Genomic DNA, 16,327 nt, shown 5'->3' with positions numbered 1-16,327 from the left:
GCGGGCCGACTAATGCGGGCTGATAGGTGAGCGACAGTGCACCCACCGACTGGCGTCCCGATACCGTGATCAATAGGTGCTCACCACCCGTGCTTCGCGTCCGCTCCGCGTTGCTCCTAGTGCAGCGTGTCAGGGCAGAGCTCGTGCTGGGCAGCGTCGATCACTCCGCGCAGATCGAAATACACGATCGGGTTCGCGTCGATGATCTGTTGCGGTGTCATGCCGTTGTGCAATGAGGTGCACACTTGAGATCCGCGACTGATCCTGACGGCGTCGTTTATCCCCGGCACGAATATGTTGTGGTCGTTGAGGTAACGGATATAGCTGTCGCCGTCAGCATGGGCAGGCGTCGCGCCTATCAGCGCGCCGACGAGGGCAGCGCTCAGTAGTGCAATAAGTCGAAACACTGGGTCCCCCAACAATCTTGCGTGGGTTAGGTTCCAAACCCGCTTCGTGACGTTGCCCGACTCGTCGATTGGAGCATAAGCGCTTCCGCGAGTAGTCACATCGGAATTTGTGAAAATCGCTCACTGCGCCGAACCGCTGACGTACTGTCGTGTTCTCGGGCAACAGTTCCTTTTCATAGAGAAATGGAGTTGGGTCATGCCTCGTCTAACCCGAATCCTCGTCGCAGTCATGCTCGCCTGCACCGCCTTCATGATGACGGGCTGCGGCGAGATACCACTGCAATGCGGTTCGCAGTTCTGCAACGGGTAGTGGTTGATCCCGACGGAGCCTGAAACTGTGGGCAGTGACGTAGCGCCCCCGCGTGTGGTGGTCACCCGCCCCGACGTCATCTTTCAGAGCGTCGAGGTAGTAGGGGCGCTCGAATTCTGCAGACCGCCATGGACTTCGACCTGGCCGCTAGCTCCGGGTACGTCATTGACTAGGCTTCACCGGCGTGGCTGAACAGCCAGTCCTAATTGGAATAGCTGACTTGCCGAGACAAGAGCAGGCGGCTTGCCTTATCGCCGTCCGAACGCTCGGAGTCGTCGCCGCGGAGGCTTGGGATGTCGGCGCCCGTCAAGGCGTCGTCGACGTCATGCTGACACTAAAAGACGGGCGCAGGGCCGCATTCGAGGTGACGAACCTAGCGGCCGAGGGCGCGCTTGAAACAGCTAGCTTGCTTGCCCGAGACAACCACCGGTGGCCATTGCCTGGTAACTGGTTTTGGAGTATCGAGGTCGGCTCGCCGCAAGACCTGCGTCGGCTCAAACAGTGCTACCAGAAGATCATTCTGATCTGCGAATCGGCGGCCATCGCCTATCCCTCCCGGCATCCGCTTGCGTGGACTCCCGCTGCGGATCCAGACCTGCAGTGGCTGATAGAGCATTCGTCATGCAACATGGTCGGCCACCCAGAACAACTCGCGAGCACCATGCAGAAGCCGGGCGCGATGATCACAGCCGCCGCTCAGGCCGGATTCATCGATGACTCGCTATCGGGCTTTGCTCAGGAGCTGGGCACCGCATTCGAACGCCCACACATCCCGAGTCACTTTCAGAAACTCGCCAGAGCCGACGCCGACGAACACCATCTTTTCATCCCGCTTCACGGGAGCGCCCTCCCGTTCAAACTTTCCTCGGTACTCATGTTCGACGATGCGGTCCCTCGCGAACCACCACCCGTTCCAGTGCACATCAGCCACTTGTGGCTGGCGCCTGAATTCTCGCGGCGCGTGCTCCTGTGGAGCCAGCCAGAGGGCTGGCGCAATTTATTCCCCTACGACAATTAGCCCGATCTTGAACCCCACGCTGCCATCGGGTCAGCGGGCCACGACACCATGTCCGCGCCCCTGGCCTGCCGGGCCAGCACGGTCGTGGGTGTTTCAGCTGCGGAATCGGATGGGTAGATGGGTCGACAAGCCCTCGAACATATGGTGGCGGGGGCATCCGCTTGCACCGGTGTGACGTAAGTCACACCGGAATGGACTGATGAAACCGGAGGCTTTAGCGTTGACTAAAGTGGATAGTCATCGTATAGAGCGACGGCTTATCGCGAGGGGAGAGTTCCACGATGTCCATTGCGCCGTGCGGGCAGACGAGACGGGCTGCCCTGCGGGTGAGTTTCTCGATGCCCTGAAAACCGGCATGTGGGAGCCAGACCCCGACGCCGAGGAACTGCCTGACGACGAACAGATCAGCGACTGGCACTGGTTCCTCAACGCGATCAGACACTGGGCGAGTACCGGAGAACCGGTACATCCCGGGGCAGTCAACGACCTGGACGACGGTGTCTGGGAATTCAAGCGAGCTAAGAAGCGATTGAGCTTCTACGACACTGACGGCGCAGGCAACTACACCCCGAAGCTGCGGATACTCGACCACCGCGACGCAGAGGCACCGAATAGCGACTATTGGCACATTCCGTACTTCGACCACTGGATACGTCTCGGGCACGCATTCCCGAAAGTCACTCAAGCCACACCGGAGTACGACCTTGAACAAACGACAGATGTACGAGAGGAGGACCTAGCGCATGACCGAACAACAGCGTGAAGTGAGCCTCGTCGAGGAAGTCGAAGCGACAGACGCCGGCGCCCAGGGCTTGGCTGCTGCAGATCTTGCCGGGCAAGTGAGCCGCGTTCTCCATGCGGCGTTGGCCGCCTCGGGAATGGATCAGAAAGATCTGGCCGAGAAGCTGGGTGTGACGCAGGGCCGTGTCTCCCAGGTACTCAACGGCGACGGCAACCTTCGGATTGCCGCCGTCGCGCGCTACCTGCGGGCGCTTGGCTACGAAGCGACGATCGCGGCGAGGCCTGTAGAAGGTGGATCGGCGGAACTTCCCGCCCGCCGGGCACCGCGGCAGCGGGCCCTCCCGGCGGCCAACGCAGCACTAGAGTCGCCGGCGCGCTTCGTAGACAGCGCTTTCGCGGCGCCTGAATCAGATTTTGTGCGTGTCGGGGACGCGTGCATCGTTTCGGAGGCTGGCGTCAAGCAGCACTATCCTGCCCAAATTTGGAGCAGCGTGCTTTTGTACATGGGGGGATCGGCGGATGACTTGGCGGCGACGATGATGCCCGAGTCCAGCGCGGTGACGCACCAGGTTGAAGGGCCGTCCGGATGCGTAGACCTGGACGCCGAGTTCACAACCTACTGCCTCCATGAGTGACGACTCGTCGAGCGACCAGCCCACTTCGGGCGAACTAATCGCTGACATCGGCTCACTGCTGGAGCTCACCGATATCAAATCGGTCGTCTTTAACGAGGTCTCGGCCAAACGGACCGAGAACGAGGCCGCCGGCGACGAAGAACTGGCTAGGTTCGCCATGCAGATCAGCTCACAGCTGACCACCGAAAGCATCGCCGTGCGGTGCAATATCAACGTGACGGGCGCCGGAGGGAGCTACATCTCGGACGCCACCGCCGTGTTCGCCTTGTCACGCCCGGTCGAGATCGACGAGCGGACCGTCACCGAGTTCGTCCAACGCGTGGGTGTAATGGCCGTCTACCCGTACCTCCGTGCATCGATCTCAGATAGCGCCGCAAAGATCGGTTGCAAAGCTCCGCTCCTCCGCCTCCTGCGGCCGGGCGACGTCAAACTCGAGCGGCAGGCGCCTCCCGAGGAACCACCGCAGTAACGAGAGGCACGCTCGGACGTCGGCCATCGCACCATGGCTTGGCCTTAACACCTGCATGGAGACCATGCGACCGGTCACCCGGTCAACCACGGCCAAACTGTCCCAGCAAACTTTGTACCATCCGTCATACCCACCCCCCGCCGAAAAAATCGAGGGGGAGGGCCCTCAAAGCGACCGCCTGCCAGTCGCGTTTTTTTACGTACAGCCCAAGAAGTTACCGGATGGCCGGCGATGGATCAGCCAGAAATAGCCGCTGAGAGGCTGATTTTGTCCGCTCAGCGCCGCTCCAACTACGGGAATGTCCACCACCATGGACACCTCTCAGCGACTACGGCGGCGACGCACTGACTATTGCTAGTCCGCGACTGTCCGGGACAGTTGCCCGGGGTCTTTCAGCAAACCAATGCGCCGCGAGAGTTCATAGGCCTGATTGCGTGCGGATCGCCTCGATGAGGGCGTCTGAGCGGGCGCGGTCGTCGGTGTCGTAGATGGTGGTCTGGTCCATGCAGAGGTCGATCTCGCTACCGTCGCTGAATTGCAGGCGAATGTCGCTGACATCGACTTCATCGCGTGACGGTTTGCCCCAGCCGTCGGCGCGCGGGAAAGCTCTGCCGATCGATAGGTTCACGGCATCGCGCAACCGATGCACCGAGGCGTCATGTACGACTGTGCCCACTGACTGGTGCAGACGCTGGAGTCGCTGTTCTGCGTCGCGGTCGTACTGCTCGGCGTCGAACTCCAATTGCAGGCGGATCAGGCGGTCGTCGTCGGTGACGGCGACAACGGTCCACAGGCTTGGTTGATTGGAGGTGTACCCGGTCCAGGACGCGCTGATGCGGTGATCGCCCAGGAGCGCCGCGGCGTGTAGCTGCACGCTCCACGGGCTGCCCATGCTTAGGCGGTTGTTCGTGTGAATCCTGATCTGTTGCCAGTAGTCGTCGGAACCGGAAACCTTCATGGTCATCCTTTCGGTAATTCGCATTGGTATTGTGCGCGCAGGGGTTTGAGGGGCGCGTTAAGCAGCGAAAGCGGGCCGTTAGCCCCGACTGCCGGGCGGACGGCCACCGGTGTTTTTACGGTCAACCGTGAAAAGGGTGCGGACGTTGAAACAAAACCTTCGCCATAGGCCGCGATCTTGGAGCCCGCATTCCGCGTCAAGGCCATCCGGTCAAGGGTGGGTCACCAGATGACTACTTCGGCGTTGTCGCCGCCGTAGCAGCGCGTCGATACCTTCGTCGACCCGTCGGTGAAATATGCGGGATATCTGCCGACGCAGGTCATCTCGTAGCCGTCACCAGTCACGGGGGAGAACGCTGTGAAAGCGTTGGCCATGCCGGAGGCGTAGAAGATCTGACGCACGTTCGCGGCGAACGCGCAGGTGGTGTGGCCGCCGACGACGCCTTCGTGCCCGTCCGGGCAGATGGTGAAAACATCGGTGCCGCCGGGGGGCGGGATCGCCGGAGCCGGTTTCACAGCGGGTGCTGGTGGTGGCGCGGCTTGCACAGTGACTGTCGCTGGCGCGGGTGCTGGCGGTACGACGGTCACCGTCGACGGAGGCGCCGCGGTGACCTTCGGCAGTGCCTCCGGAACGATCGTGGCAGGCCGTGTGGCCTCCGGGGCTACTGTCGGCTTGGGCTGGTCAAGGAGATGGAATCCAAGCCACGTCAAGAGACCGACCGCGACAGCGACTGCCGCGCCGGCGATGACGATGATGCTGGCACGTTCCGCGGCGCCTCCCCACGAGTAATCGCCGTCGCCGATGCCGTCTTCATCAGACCAGGCCAGCTCGGGCGGCCCGGCGGCGATCGGCGGTACGAGCTCAGTCTCATCGGCGGCCGCCCCGATCTCGGTCTCGTCCGCCTGGTGGGCCGCCCTGGTTAGGGGCTCCTCGTCTTGGTTGTCGTTGCGGGCCATATCGGGGTCTCCTGTTTGGTGCGTCTGTGAATATTCGCATTGGGGAGTGACGCCTGTCCGGGAAATGCCTACGGCCGCCTGTTACCTCGTGTAGGTTCCCTGGCCGGAAGATGAATCGGGCCGCCCCGAGGAGAGCAGGGGCGGCCCGATCACTAGTTTGGACGAGGGCTAGAGCGACTGGGTTCCGTCAGTCGGCATCGCCCGACTGTTTGCGCGATGCCTTCCGCCGAGCGCGCCGGCGTCGGCAAGCGGCGAACGTGATTACGTTCCCGTCGTCGAGCATTCCGAGCGCCTCGCGATCGGCCGCCGCTTCAATAATCGGGACGATCCGGCACAGCTCGTCGAGGGTCAATTGATCTGGCCCGATGACGCCCATTGCGGCTCTCGCGCGATACACGAGCTTGTCGTGGGCCGGGCTCACGACGTCCACTTCCCAAGCTGATCGCCGGAGACGCGCTGGCCAGCTAGCACACGGGCGTGCGCAGGCGCCAGGAGAACGACGAAAGCCACCAACTCGTCCTCGGTTAAGTCCTCCAGGCCGACTTCATTGGTGACCTCTGAGACTTTCCGCATGTAACGCTCTCGACGACTGCCCGAGGCGGTCATTACTTGGCCCACCCATCGACTTCGGCCGCCACCTCGAGCAGCGCCGCAGCGAGCTCTCGGGCCTGGTCGCTGTTGAGAGGGTCATCGCTACCAGCGCCGTTAACGAGGATCTCGACGTCTTCGAGGCTGCCGTCGCCGTACTGGATAGCACGAACACATGCATAGGCATCGTGATCGGTGACCTTCTGAGCGCGGCGGTAGACCAGCCGCCATGCTCGTGTCTCGTCTGCTGAGAGGATCCGGCCAGCTACCCATCCATCGGGGGCATCGAAGCCAGACGGTGGATCGGGTAACGGGACATCTGATTGCGGGGTGGCTTCGGTTGCGCCGTTTTTGCGCATGGGAGTACTCTCCTTGTTGGTTAGTGCTTCGGCCCCTGGCAGGGGGCTTGTGAGTCAAGAAGGCGGTTCCCTGGCAGGGGAGCCGCCTTCAGTCTTTTCGAGCAGGTGTGCTCAAACGAAAGCGGTCGTCGACGACACAGCGGGGCGGCCCGCGCGAGCCTCGGCGTACTTTGGTCATGGCTTTTGTCTATCTCTCTCAAGGGATTTCAGCGACGTGAATGACTCATGTCCGTAACGATCTTATAGACTTCTATAAACACGCGAAAGGCTTCCGGCCGACGTGTCGCCCGCGGCGTTACGCTTCGCGGTGACTATGGAGGATCATTTGGCACTCATCCGACGCGCCGCCAAGACACGGCAACGTCGGCGCGCAGCACTCGACGAAGCTGATGCCGAGCTGCGCCGGCTCATCCGCGAGGGATTCGAGCAAGGCCTTTCGGGGGAGAAGATGGCCGAGGCTGCGGGAGTGTCCTTGCCGAGGGTTTACCAGCTCCGTGACGGCCGGTAGCGGCAGCGAATGATTGCGCTCAAAAGCCTTCCGCGGGCTTGCGCTTCTTCCTTGGCTTCTGCAAGTTCGGATTTCCCTCGATGCCGTACCTCTGGCGGTACCTCAAAGACCGAGGAGACAGCCCCATCGGGTTGTGCTCATGGTCCTCGCGCACCGGCGGCGTCGGCGGCGCCACATTGTTTCGAAGCCCGGCAATCAGGTCCTCAACGTCTTCGTGTGTCATCCGCCAGGTTCGCCCGGCCTTGTATCCACGAGCACGACCGGACTTCAGCCGGCGCACCAGCCATAGGCGTCCGTTTTTGAGATCCGGCAACACCATCTCAGCGACTTCGTCAAGGCTGTAGGTCTTGATGGGGCTCGGCGCGGTGCCTGGGCTGGGCCCGTCAATTGGACTGTCCATGTCAGAGGTGCTTAGGCGGATTGGGCTCCCAGGAGCGGGACATGAGCCAGGCATCAACATCCTCAGCTGTCAGCCGGTATTCGCGGCCCGTACCGATTGCGTAAGCCTTGAGATCCCCGGCCTTGACGGCATTGCGGATCGTGTCGACGCCAACTGTGGAGTACTCGGCGGCGGTTTGGGCAGTCAGCCAAATAGTCATGGCGTCGATCTTCGCGGCCAGTGATATCTGCCTCAAGCACTTCGGCGGTGCGCCTGAGCACGCCGTGAGCGCAATTCCCGTGCAGTTACAGATAACTGGCGTGAACTACGGTGATGTCTTTTGGCAGCTAGAAGCCGATTGGCAGCTCTCACCAGGTAGCTGAATAGGGTTCAAATCCCTCCGCCACCGCCAAGCTTGATGGACGTAACTGGTTTCCGAATTTGCTGGAAACCCGGCCGCGCATCGGTGCGCCGCCGAAGGTCGCGGTTCAAAAATCACATTTCGGGGCACACAGCGGCATGACCGCGCGTCACGGCTCTCGTCTCCTTGCTCCTGCGGTAGCCGCGGCATCGGGCTGCGCCGCTTCGGTGCTCGCAACCGCGATCCCCGCCGCCACCGCCAATCCATGCCCGGACGCGGAGGTCGTGTTCGCCCGCGGCACCGACGATCCGCCCGGCCTCGGCCCGACCGGGCAGGCATTCGTCGACTCCCTGCGCCCACGCATCGGCGCAAAGTCCTTCGACGTCTATCCGGTCGATTACCCGGCCACTCACGACTGGACGAACGCGGGCGAGGCCGGCGTCAGAGATGCGGGCGCACACGTCGTGTCGATGGCGCACGACTGTCCCAACACCAAGATGGTGCTCGGCGGTTACTCCCAAGGCGCGGCCGTGATGGGCTTCGTCACCTCGCCCGTGGTACCGAATGGGATCGATCCTGCCAGCGTGCCCAAACCGCTGGATCCGGAAATCGCCAACCACGTTTCTTCTGTCGTCCTCTTCGCCTTGCCGAACGAAAAGGCGATGAACTTCTTCGGTGAGCCGCCGGTGGCCATCGGCCCGCTCTATCAGGCGAAGACCATCCAGGTGTGCGCCGCCGAGGACCCGATCTGCTCCGACGGGATGAATTTCGCCGCGCATGACACGTATTCGACCAACGCCGAGGTGATCGACAAGGGTGCGGCTTTTGCGGCCGGCCTTCTCGGCGCGGGTCCTGGCGCGCGCGGCTCGATGTAGGGGGATGGCCGTAGCTCGGGCCGATTGGCGCTCGATGCTTCCGAGCCACTATTTTCCTTAGGTGAACTTCTCAGCTGCAGGTGCAGCAACGCGGTGGATCTTGCCCTTCCTCACGGTCGTAGCCGTGGCCGGCGTGGGTCTTGTCGCCGACCCGGTGCAGGTCCGTCCCGCCCCGGCGATGCGGCTGGTCGCCGACGGCGACCCGCTGGCGGGAGCGCCGTTCTACGTAAACCCGACGTCGGCGGCCATGCGCGCAGCGCAGAGCGCCGATCCGCCGAGCCCCGAGCTGACCGCCATCGCCAACACGCCGCAGGCCTACTGGATCGTCCCGGGCGGGTCGGCGGCAACGGTCGGCAAATATGTCGGCGACGCGAATGGGGCCGGCGCCATTCCGATTCTGGCGATTTATGGCATCCCCCACCGCGACTGCGGCAGCTTCGCGGCCGGCGGCATGGGCTCGGCCGATAGCTACCGCTCGTGGATCGACGGCATAGCGTCCGGCGTGGGCGCTTCGCGGGTGGCGATCGTCGTCGAACCCGATGCGCTCGCCATGGCCGACTGCTTGTCGGGTGATGCGCGCCAGGAACGCTTCGACCTGATCCGCTACGCCGTCGACACGCTGACCCGCGATCCGAACGCGGCCGTGTACGTCGACGCGGGTCACCTGCATTGGCACAGCGCCGACGACATGGCCGCCCGGCTCAACCAGGCCGGCGTCGGCCACGCCCGGGGCTTCAGCATCAACACGGCGAACTTCTTCACCACCGAGGACGAAATCGGTTACGGCGAGGCTATTTCGGGGCTCACCAATGGTTCGCACTATGTGATCGACACGTCGCGTAACGGCGCGGGACCGGCTCCCGACTCCGACCTCAACTGGTGCAACCCGAGCGGCCGGGCGCTGGGCACTCCGCCGACCGCCAGCACCGCGGGTGCGCACGCCGACGCGTACCTATGGATCAAACGTCCCGGCGAGTCCGATGGAACATGCGGCAAAGGTGATCCACCGGCGGGCAACTTCGTCAATCAGTACGCCATCGATCTGGTCCACAACGTCGGCCACTAGCTGCTGCGCACCGATTTGCGATTAGTGATCGTGGTTGATTGAAAATGGGTAACATTTAGATACCGAAAACAGCAAAGCGAGCGCGCGGCAAGAGGCATCATGGCCAAGAAAGTCGAGATCATCGCCGTCTTCGCGATCTGCACTGCCCTCATCACGGCTCCTGGCACACTGTCCAATTTCGTCGCGCACGCAGACGATTCGGGGTCCGCGCTCTACAGCGGCATCAACCAGCTTCGCCCGGGATGCGGGCCGATCGGCGACGACCCGCGCCTGACCGAAGCCGCCCAGCGCCACGCCGACGACATGCTGCGCAACGGGGTCAGCGGACACACCGGGTCGGACGGCTCTTCGCCGCAGGCGCGAATCACCGCGGCGGGCTACAGGAGCAGGTACTCGGGCGAGATCGTCTTCTGGGGCACCGGATCCGCTGCGACTCCCAAGGAAGCCCTCGACATGTGGATGCAAAGTCCACCACACCGAGACATCATTTTGAACTGCGCGTACAACGCGGGCGGCTTCGCCACCGCCTGGGACGGCAACAAGATGACCGCCGTCGGTGACTTCGCTGCGTCGTAAAACCTTTTAAGCCAAGCTGTTTCGAATCACCACTCTGGCCGCTTGCCCGTTCGGTGGCCATGCCCTCGAGCGGACCTCACACGTGGGGCAGCCACCCAGATCCTTTCGGCGACAGCACGAAGCCACGACCTTGCGCGTCTTTGCACGCGGTCGTGCCGGCGTTGTCGACCCCGCAGATGATGCCATTGACGGTGATGGAATGACCCGGAGGAAGCGTTTTGACTGGTTGTCCGTCAATCACGCGTGACGGCTCCCCCTCATTCGTCTGCTTCAGCCCAGTAGTGGTTCCAATCCAATTGACTCCGGTGATTCCCGCATCGGGGTTTGAAGGCGCGGGAGGGACCGCGGGCAAGTTATTTCCAGTGCACTGTGCTTGATCAGGCGTGTAGTTGCAGACGACCCCGTCGGGAGTGAGGAAATACACCGTTGGCAGGGGCGGTCGGCCAGGGTTGGGAACGTCGATCGTGTAATCGCGGACGTTCACCGGCGAGTCTGCGCTCAGGTCGGGGAATCTAGGTTGGTCGGCATGCGCCGTGCAGGCAACTGAGAAAGCAGCTCCGACGAATGCCGTGACGCCGGCCAGCTTCTTGATGACCATATGCATCCAATCGGTTCAGGCGGTCAGTGATATGGGTTGAGTTGAAACTCTCGGGTGTTATACGGAGTACCCAACGGCACGCCGTTCGCATCTTTAAGCGTATTCCATTGACTACCAAATAATTTCAAATCGTCCAGCGTTGATCCTGGAAGGATATATCCACCATACGGTTGTGGGATGAACTTCGGGGCCCCTGGATCGCCATTCTGCGCAACGACGGTCGTGGGCACGTTTGCGCCGAACATTTCGGTCGGATTGGATCCCACCCGCACTTCAATACTTCCCTTATGCGCATCTACGTTAAAGCCAGACAACACGGGCTTCCCCCCGATTTCTCGAAAGCTCAGCTCCCCATAACGATTGGGGGTTACCTGGACGGCCTGTTGGCCGGGCTTTCCCCAGTCGTTCCCGTTCCACGGCTGCCAGGTTGAACGATCGAACACGTTGCCGGGATCCGCGCGGTACATGGTGATGCCTCGACTGCGGTCGAAGGAATCGGCGGCGATATAGACCTTGCCGTCTGACCCTTTGTAGCCGCTGACCTGTGTGGGCGCGTCGCCCGCGGCCCGATACGACCCCGGCACCATTGCCCACCCCTTGCCGGGATCGCCGTTGACTTCGACCAGCCACGAAGCCACTGGCTTCAAATCACCCTGAGTGCCCGTCACCATCATGTACGTTTTGTCGCCGAGCGTGATCGTCCCGGCTGGCAACGTATCGTTGACTCCGGCCTTCACCGCCTCCGCCGGCATGGGGAACAGCTCACGACCGCTATCTTTTGCTCCCGTCAGTGGCGCGCCGAAATGCGGACGTCCGTCGGCGTCGAAGGTCACCGGCACCGCAACAGATCGGTAGTGTTCACCCTCCCCGACCTTATTGCCAGAGAACGAATCCCCGAAGATCGCGAGATACTTCCCGGGCTGCCCGGGTATCTCGACGACTTCCCCTAAGTCAGCCGCCCCGATGCCTGGGATGCCGGGAATGCCGCCGGTCCCCGCGATCGGCCCAAGATCCCTCACCTCACCTGGCTTCAGCGGACTCTCGATCCAGTCGTCCACAGCTTTCGGAGGGTCGTAGCCGTCGGCATGCAGATTCTCCATCGACTTCCGCAACGTGTCCGAGTAGGCATTACGAATTGAATTCATCTGCTTGACGGCATCGCGGACATCGTCCACCGCCTGGGCGTGCACAGCCTGCTTCAGCTTCTCCAATTTGTTGCGTTCCGCCGGAGGGAGGTCGAGCGTCAAATCATGGTTTATCGCGGTCATGATGCTGTCCAGGCCCCGCAGCTCGCTGTCCAGAAGGGCGATCTCTTGGGCCCCTTGCTTTTGCGCGTCCGCCAACGCGGCGGCGATGGACTCCAGATCGGCGCCGATCTTCGGCAGTTGCTCAGACTGCGCTCCAAGGGATTTGGTGACCCGTTGGACTTCTTCGGAGTCATTTATCGGGTGACCACCCTGCTGGTGGTTCCAGGCCGCGGCGAAGCGTTTCCGCGCCTCCTCGAAGGCATGGTCGGCCTCGGCGGTATGCCTGCCGGCGCCATGGAAGGCCTCCGCCAGCTGGGAGATCTGAAACGGGCTGCCCGCCTGCAAGCTCTGGTTGATCGCCCACGGATCACCGCCGGCCGACGCGATCAGTTCTGCTTCGCTGAAATTCGCCCAAGTCATTGCGCCGCCAGCAGCCGACCAACACCGACGAGCATCGCCGCCCCCTTCTGAGCAGGTATAACCCTACTACCGGAGGGTCTATGGCGGGTCGGTGTTGATTCAGCGAAGGGTTACGAAAGGCCGCAATGCGGCTCAGGTCTGGCTACCGGCCAGCTTTCGCACCGTCAGCGCTTCGATGTCTTGGAACGGCCGTCCCTCGGGCCGGATCAGGTCGTGGAACCACACCTTCGGGACCGAGGTGTAGGGGTGATCCCATGAGTCCCAGGGGAAATAGGTCTGGGTCTTGCCGGCGACCAGGCCCCAGTTGATGGCGCCGACGTTGTGGCGCTTGGCAACCGGCAGGATCGATTCGACGGTGCTGCCCTGTGGCCGCGCCATGTATTCGGTGCACAGGATCGGCCGGCCCAGTGGGGTGAGCTCGTTGATCCGGTTCTCAAACCCGGACGGCCCGGCGTAGGAGTGAAAGGTGATCACGTCCGCGTTGGCCAGCTGGATGTCGCTGATCGCGCTGCGGCCCTGCGGCTGGCCCCAATCCCCGCGCCACACACCGCTTGTCAGCGGCTGGCTGGGGTCCACCGCGCGAGCCCAGCGGAAGACCTGGGGGAGCAGGTTGGTGACCAGCTGCTCCTTGTCGCTTCGTTCGGTGCTGCGGTACTGACGCGCGGGGTTGTCGGGTTCGTTCCACAGGTCCCAGCCCAAAACCCGGTTATCATTACGGAATTGGGTCATCACCGCAGTGACGTAGTCGCGCATCACCGGGACGTACTTCGGGTCACCCAGGCGTTCGGCACCCGGGCTCTGTGCCCAGCCCGAATTGTGCACGCCGGGCCGTGGTGCGCGCTGGCGTCCCGCGCGGGGCTGCGGATCCCAACAGGAGTCGAAGAACACGAACAGTGGTTTGATGCGGTGGCGCGCCGCGATGTCGACGAATTGGCCTAGGCGCGTTTGGAAGCCGCGCTGATCGGCCGCCCAGAGCTGGTCATGAAGGAATACCCGGGCGGTGTTGTGGCCGTAGAACTGGGCCCAGCCGAGTTCGGTGTCGATGCGCCGCGGGTCGAAGGTGTCGGGCTGGAACATCTCGAGCTGATTGATGGCATTCGCCGGAATGTAGTTTGCTCCTACGAGCCAGCCCTGCGATTGATACCAACGGTTCGCGCGCTCGGGTGACCACCGGCCCGCCTCCTCCGCGGAAGCCCGCGGCATCCGGACAACTGCGGCGCCTGCCGCCAGCAACAGAGGGAGTTTCAGGGCCAAACGTCGTTCCACGATGTGACGATAAGTTTTCGGGGCGATTTCCCCGGGATTTGCTCAGCGCGTCGCGACAGGTTCGTCGTCAGCGCTGTCAGGCGGCGACTTCAGTCACGATCGTGACCAATCCGTGACCACCACACCGGCGCGCCCCCGACCGTTGCGAAGCCGTCGAGGTTAAAATCTGGCCCCAACGCAAACCAAAAGCGTTGCTGGACAATCGAAGCCGTTGTCCAATATCGGGGACCTAACGCAGCTTGCGGCCGTAGTTGTCTTTGACGCTGCCGGTGAAGATCAAGATCGCGTCGACGATCGCCCAGACGATGCCGCCGAGCAGGACCGGAAAACCCAGAAAACAGAACAGGCTGAAGAGAACCCCGAACAGACCAAGACACAGCTGCGCCACCGCAATCTGGGTCGAGTCGATGTAGAAGCGGCCGATACCGAATAAGCCGAGAAACAACTGGAGCAAGCCGGCGGTGGTGGCGGACTTGTCCGACAGCGGCAACCCGGTAACCGGATCGCGGCCGTAGGGCGCCTGCGGGTCAACGTATCCCGGGTATCCGGGAAAGCCGCCGGGCCCGGGGTAAGCCTGCGGAGGTGGATATCCCGGCGGTGGCGGCGGGGGGTACGGATTCGGCTGCGATCCGTAACCGGGCGGCTGCCATCCCCAGGGTGGCTCACCGGGCGGATTTTCGGGTGGGTTGGGCGGCGTCGACATCACGTCGAGTTAACACGTCCGCTGCCCGGGCGTCCACATCGGCGGTCGACGAGCACCCGGCGCCAAAAAACCTGACGGCGCAGTCGGCGGAATTCCTTCAAACTTCACCCCTGAGAGCGCAATACTGAACGGGTGCCTGATCGAAATGTGTTAGGCGGTCCGCTGGAACCTTGCGGCACAGACCCGCTGACCGGCTTCTACCGCGACGGCTGCTGCGCGACCGGCCCTCAGGACCTTGGGCGGCACACGATCTGCGCGGTGATGACCGCCGAATTCCTGGAACACCAGCGTTCCATCGGCAACGACCTGTTGACGCCGGTGCCCGAGTACCGGTTCCCCGGCCTGCTGCCGGGGGATCGCTGGTGCGTGACCGCGCTGAACTGGCTGCGCGCTCACCACGACGGATGCGCCGCACCGGTGGTGTTGGCGGCCACTCACGAGAGCACCCTCGAAGTGGTGCCCCTGGAGGCGCTGCAAGAACACAAGGTCGACGTGCCCGACGATCTGGCCAACCTGTAGCGCCGGGCCACCGGCGAGGTGGATGAACGACGGATCTCCACCGCGGCTAGCGTCTGTGTCATATTTCTCACCTGGCGCGTCGAAGAGGGGTTGGGAGTGGGTTCCGCGGCTGACGACATCGACTTCGACGACTTGACCGCGCCCCAACTGACCGACGTGCAGCGCCAGATCCTGGAGTTCACCGAAGCCAGGCCTGTCGACCTCGACATCGATCGGATGCTCGCGGAGGCCGTCGAGCAGACCGGCCTGACGGCCGGAGCCGCCGACCTCGACGACACCGACGGTTTCGTCGATCGCCTGCGCGCGCACGTCGCGGCGATCGAAGCCGACGACGGCCTGCGCCAGCTCACCCGCGGCTCGCTGCGCCAACGAATCGTGCGGCTGCTACGCAATCGCATGTCGCTGACCGAGCTCGTTCGCCGGTATCCCGAGATCGAGTCCATCCCGATCGAGACGCCATTCATCGTCGTCGGGATGCCGCGCTCCGGCACCACGCATCTGGTGAATCTCATTGCGTCAGACCCACGCCGGCGCGCGCTGCCGTATTGGGAGAGCCAGGATCCCATCCCCGCGCGCGGACAGGGCCCAGACATCTTCGGCGTCGATCCCCGTTACGCACGCGCCAAATCTGAACACGATGCGCTGATGGTCAGCGCCCCCGTGGTGGCCGCCATGCACGACCGGTTCCCGGAGGCGATCGAAGAGGAAGTGGAGCTCCTCGACCTCGACCTGGCCGCATACGTGCTGGAATGGCATGCGCGCGTGCCCGACTGGCGTGACTATTACCTGGGTCTCGACCAGACCCGGCACTACGGCTACATGAAAAAAGTCCTGCAGGCGCTGACCTTCTTGCGCGGGCCGCGGACGTGGGTGCTCAAGAGTCCGCAGCACTGCGAGCAGCTCGGCCCGCTAGCGGCGACTTTCCCCGATGCCACGGTGGCTTTCACCCACCGCGATCCCGCCGCGGTAATCCAGTCGGCCATCACCATGATGGCGTACTCGGATCGGCTGCGCCGAAACAGCATTGACCCGCAGTGGCTGCTGGACTATTGGAGCGACCGCGTGCACCGGCTGCTCAGCACATGCGTACGTGACCGCGACCTGGTGGCGCCCGAACGCAGTATCGACATCAACTTCCATCAGCTCAACGGCAATGGAATGCCGGTGCTCGAACGGCTTTACCAGCGCGCCGGCGTCGACCTACCGCCCAAGGTACTGCAACGATTCCAGCGCTACCTGGACGGCAATCCGCGGGGCAAACACGGCCGCATCCGGTACGAACTGCAGCGGCACTTCGGCACCTCCGCCGACGAACTGCGCGGCCGTTTCGGCTTCTACTTCGACAAGTTCGACGTACGTCCGGAATGA

General features: G+C 63.1%; 22 protein-coding genes. 11 read left to right on the top strand and 11 right to left on the bottom strand.

Annotated features, from left to right (window positions below; translation table 11 throughout):
* Positions 1–116 precede the first annotated feature (116 nt).
* On the bottom strand, positions 117–407 hold the full coding sequence (locus ACZYVJ_RS13470) for a DUF732 domain-containing protein (protein WP_463831440.1): 291 nt from the start codon (positions 405–407) through the stop codon (positions 117–119).
* Positions 408–937: 530 nt separating this feature from the next.
* Between ACZYVJ_RS13470 and ACZYVJ_RS13465 the strand changes: the two genes are divergently transcribed.
* From ACZYVJ_RS13465 to ACZYVJ_RS13450, 4 genes are all read left to right on the top strand, one after another.
* Complete coding sequence (locus ACZYVJ_RS13465) at positions 938–1,735, top strand: hypothetical protein (protein WP_463831439.1); 798 nt, start codon at positions 938–940, stop codon at positions 1,733–1,735.
* Positions 1,736–1,934: 199 nt separating this feature from the next.
* The gene (locus tag ACZYVJ_RS13460) at positions 1,935–2,498 is read left to right on the top strand and encodes a hypothetical protein (RefSeq protein WP_463831438.1); all 564 of its coding nucleotides are present in this window, start codon (positions 1,935–1,937) and stop codon (positions 2,496–2,498) included.
* Positions 2,479–3,111, top strand: coding sequence for a helix-turn-helix domain-containing protein (locus ACZYVJ_RS13455; protein WP_463831437.1), 633 nt, complete (start codon positions 2,479–2,481; stop codon positions 3,109–3,111). The genes ACZYVJ_RS13460 and ACZYVJ_RS13455 overlap by 20 nt, the downstream gene beginning before the upstream one ends.
* A complete protein-coding gene (locus ACZYVJ_RS13450) occupies positions 3,104–3,580 on the top strand; it encodes a hypothetical protein (RefSeq protein WP_463831436.1) in 477 nt (158 codons plus the stop codon). The genes ACZYVJ_RS13455 and ACZYVJ_RS13450 overlap by 8 nt, the downstream gene beginning before the upstream one ends.
* A gap of 418 nt (positions 3,581–3,998) precedes the next feature.
* On the opposite strand, the gene ACZYVJ_RS13445 is transcribed toward ACZYVJ_RS13450, so the two are convergent.
* From ACZYVJ_RS13445 to ACZYVJ_RS13430, 4 genes are all read right to left on the bottom strand, one after another.
* Positions 3,999–4,544, bottom strand: coding sequence for a hypothetical protein (locus ACZYVJ_RS13445; RefSeq protein ID WP_463831435.1), 546 nt, complete (start codon positions 4,542–4,544; stop codon positions 3,999–4,001).
* A gap of 215 nt (positions 4,545–4,759) precedes the next feature.
* Positions 4,760–5,494 (bottom strand): hypothetical protein, encoded by a 735-nt coding sequence (locus tag ACZYVJ_RS13440; RefSeq protein WP_463831434.1) that lies wholly within the window; start codon positions 5,492–5,494, stop codon positions 4,760–4,762.
* A 187-nt stretch (positions 5,495–5,681) separates the two neighbouring features.
* A complete protein-coding gene (locus tag ACZYVJ_RS13435; RefSeq protein ID WP_463831433.1) occupies positions 5,682–5,924 on the bottom strand; it encodes a hypothetical protein in 243 nt (80 codons plus the stop codon).
* A gap of 175 nt (positions 5,925–6,099) precedes the next feature.
* Positions 6,100–6,441 carry a hypothetical protein gene (locus ACZYVJ_RS13430; RefSeq protein WP_463831432.1) on the bottom strand — a complete coding sequence of 114 codons (342 nt, stop codon included), beginning with the start codon at positions 6,439–6,441 and terminating at the stop codon, positions 6,100–6,102.
* 325 nt (positions 6,442–6,766) lie between these two features.
* On the opposite strand from ACZYVJ_RS13430, the gene ACZYVJ_RS13425 reads away from it, so the two are divergent.
* Positions 6,767–6,949, top strand: coding sequence for a hypothetical protein (locus ACZYVJ_RS13425; RefSeq protein ID WP_463831431.1), 183 nt, complete (start codon positions 6,767–6,769; stop codon positions 6,947–6,949).
* 19 nt (positions 6,950–6,968) lie between these two features.
* Here the strand turns inward: ACZYVJ_RS13425 and ACZYVJ_RS13420 are convergent, their stop codons facing one another.
* On the bottom strand, positions 6,969–7,349 hold the full coding sequence (locus ACZYVJ_RS13420) for a hypothetical protein (RefSeq protein ID WP_463831430.1): 381 nt from the start codon (positions 7,347–7,349) through the stop codon (positions 6,969–6,971).
* A gap of 1 nt (position 7,350) precedes the next feature.
* A complete protein-coding gene (locus ACZYVJ_RS13415; RefSeq protein WP_463831429.1) occupies positions 7,351–7,548 on the bottom strand; it encodes an excisionase family DNA-binding protein in 198 nt (65 codons plus the stop codon).
* Between ACZYVJ_RS13415 and ACZYVJ_RS13410 the strand changes: the two genes are divergently transcribed.
* The 4 genes from ACZYVJ_RS13410 (at position 7,547) to ACZYVJ_RS13395 (ending at position 10,206) form a co-directional block, all read left to right on the top strand.
* Positions 7,547–7,711, top strand: a complete 165-nt coding sequence (locus tag ACZYVJ_RS13410) for a hypothetical protein (protein ID WP_463831428.1) — start codon at positions 7,547–7,549, stop codon at positions 7,709–7,711. The two genes, ACZYVJ_RS13415 and ACZYVJ_RS13410, sit on opposite strands and share 2 nt — an antisense overlap.
* Positions 7,712–7,847: 136 nt before the next feature.
* Positions 7,848–8,564, top strand: coding sequence for a cutinase family protein (locus tag ACZYVJ_RS13405; protein ID WP_463832984.1), 717 nt, complete (start codon positions 7,848–7,850; stop codon positions 8,562–8,564).
* A gap of 61 nt (positions 8,565–8,625) precedes the next feature.
* Complete coding sequence (locus ACZYVJ_RS13400) at positions 8,626–9,630, top strand: glycoside hydrolase family 6 protein (RefSeq protein WP_463831427.1); 1,005 nt, start codon at positions 8,626–8,628, stop codon at positions 9,628–9,630.
* 99 nt (positions 9,631–9,729) lie between these two features.
* Complete coding sequence (locus ACZYVJ_RS13395) at positions 9,730–10,206, top strand: CAP domain-containing protein (RefSeq protein WP_463831426.1); 477 nt, start codon at positions 9,730–9,732, stop codon at positions 10,204–10,206.
* 76 nt (positions 10,207–10,282) lie between these two features.
* Here the strand turns inward: ACZYVJ_RS13395 and ACZYVJ_RS13390 are convergent, their stop codons facing one another.
* From ACZYVJ_RS13390 to ACZYVJ_RS13375, 4 genes are all read right to left on the bottom strand, one after another.
* Entirely contained in the window at positions 10,283–10,804 is a 522-nt protein-coding gene (locus tag ACZYVJ_RS13390) for a hypothetical protein (RefSeq protein WP_463831425.1), read from the bottom strand.
* 23 nt (positions 10,805–10,827) lie between these two features.
* Positions 10,828–12,471 (bottom strand): putative alpha/beta hydrolase, encoded by a 1,644-nt coding sequence (locus ACZYVJ_RS13385; RefSeq protein ID WP_463831424.1) that lies wholly within the window; start codon positions 12,469–12,471, stop codon positions 10,828–10,830.
* 132 nt (positions 12,472–12,603) lie between these two features.
* Positions 12,604–13,737 carry a cellulase family glycosylhydrolase gene (locus ACZYVJ_RS13380; RefSeq protein WP_463831423.1) on the bottom strand — a complete coding sequence of 378 codons (1,134 nt, stop codon included), beginning with the start codon at positions 13,735–13,737 and terminating at the stop codon, positions 12,604–12,606.
* A gap of 229 nt (positions 13,738–13,966) precedes the next feature.
* The gene (locus ACZYVJ_RS13375; RefSeq protein WP_463831422.1) at positions 13,967–14,440 is read right to left on the bottom strand and encodes an NINE protein; all 474 of its coding nucleotides are present in this window, start codon (positions 14,438–14,440) and stop codon (positions 13,967–13,969) included.
* Positions 14,441–14,572: 132 nt separating this feature from the next.
* Here ACZYVJ_RS13375 and ACZYVJ_RS13370 point away from each other — a divergent pair, with 132 nt between their 5' ends.
* Entirely contained in the window at positions 14,573–14,959 is a 387-nt protein-coding gene (locus ACZYVJ_RS13370; protein ID WP_463831421.1) for a DUF2237 family protein, read from the top strand.
* A 96-nt stretch (positions 14,960–15,055) separates the two neighbouring features.
* Positions 15,056–16,327 carry a sulfotransferase family protein gene (locus ACZYVJ_RS13365; RefSeq protein WP_463831420.1) on the top strand — a complete coding sequence of 424 codons (1,272 nt, stop codon included), beginning with the start codon at positions 15,056–15,058 and terminating at the stop codon, positions 16,325–16,327.

The organism is Mycobacterium sp. IDUB_3 (genome assembly GCF_055419585.1).
Note: the sequence above shows the minus strand (reverse complement) of the source record. Positions and strands in the feature narration are given on the sequence as shown.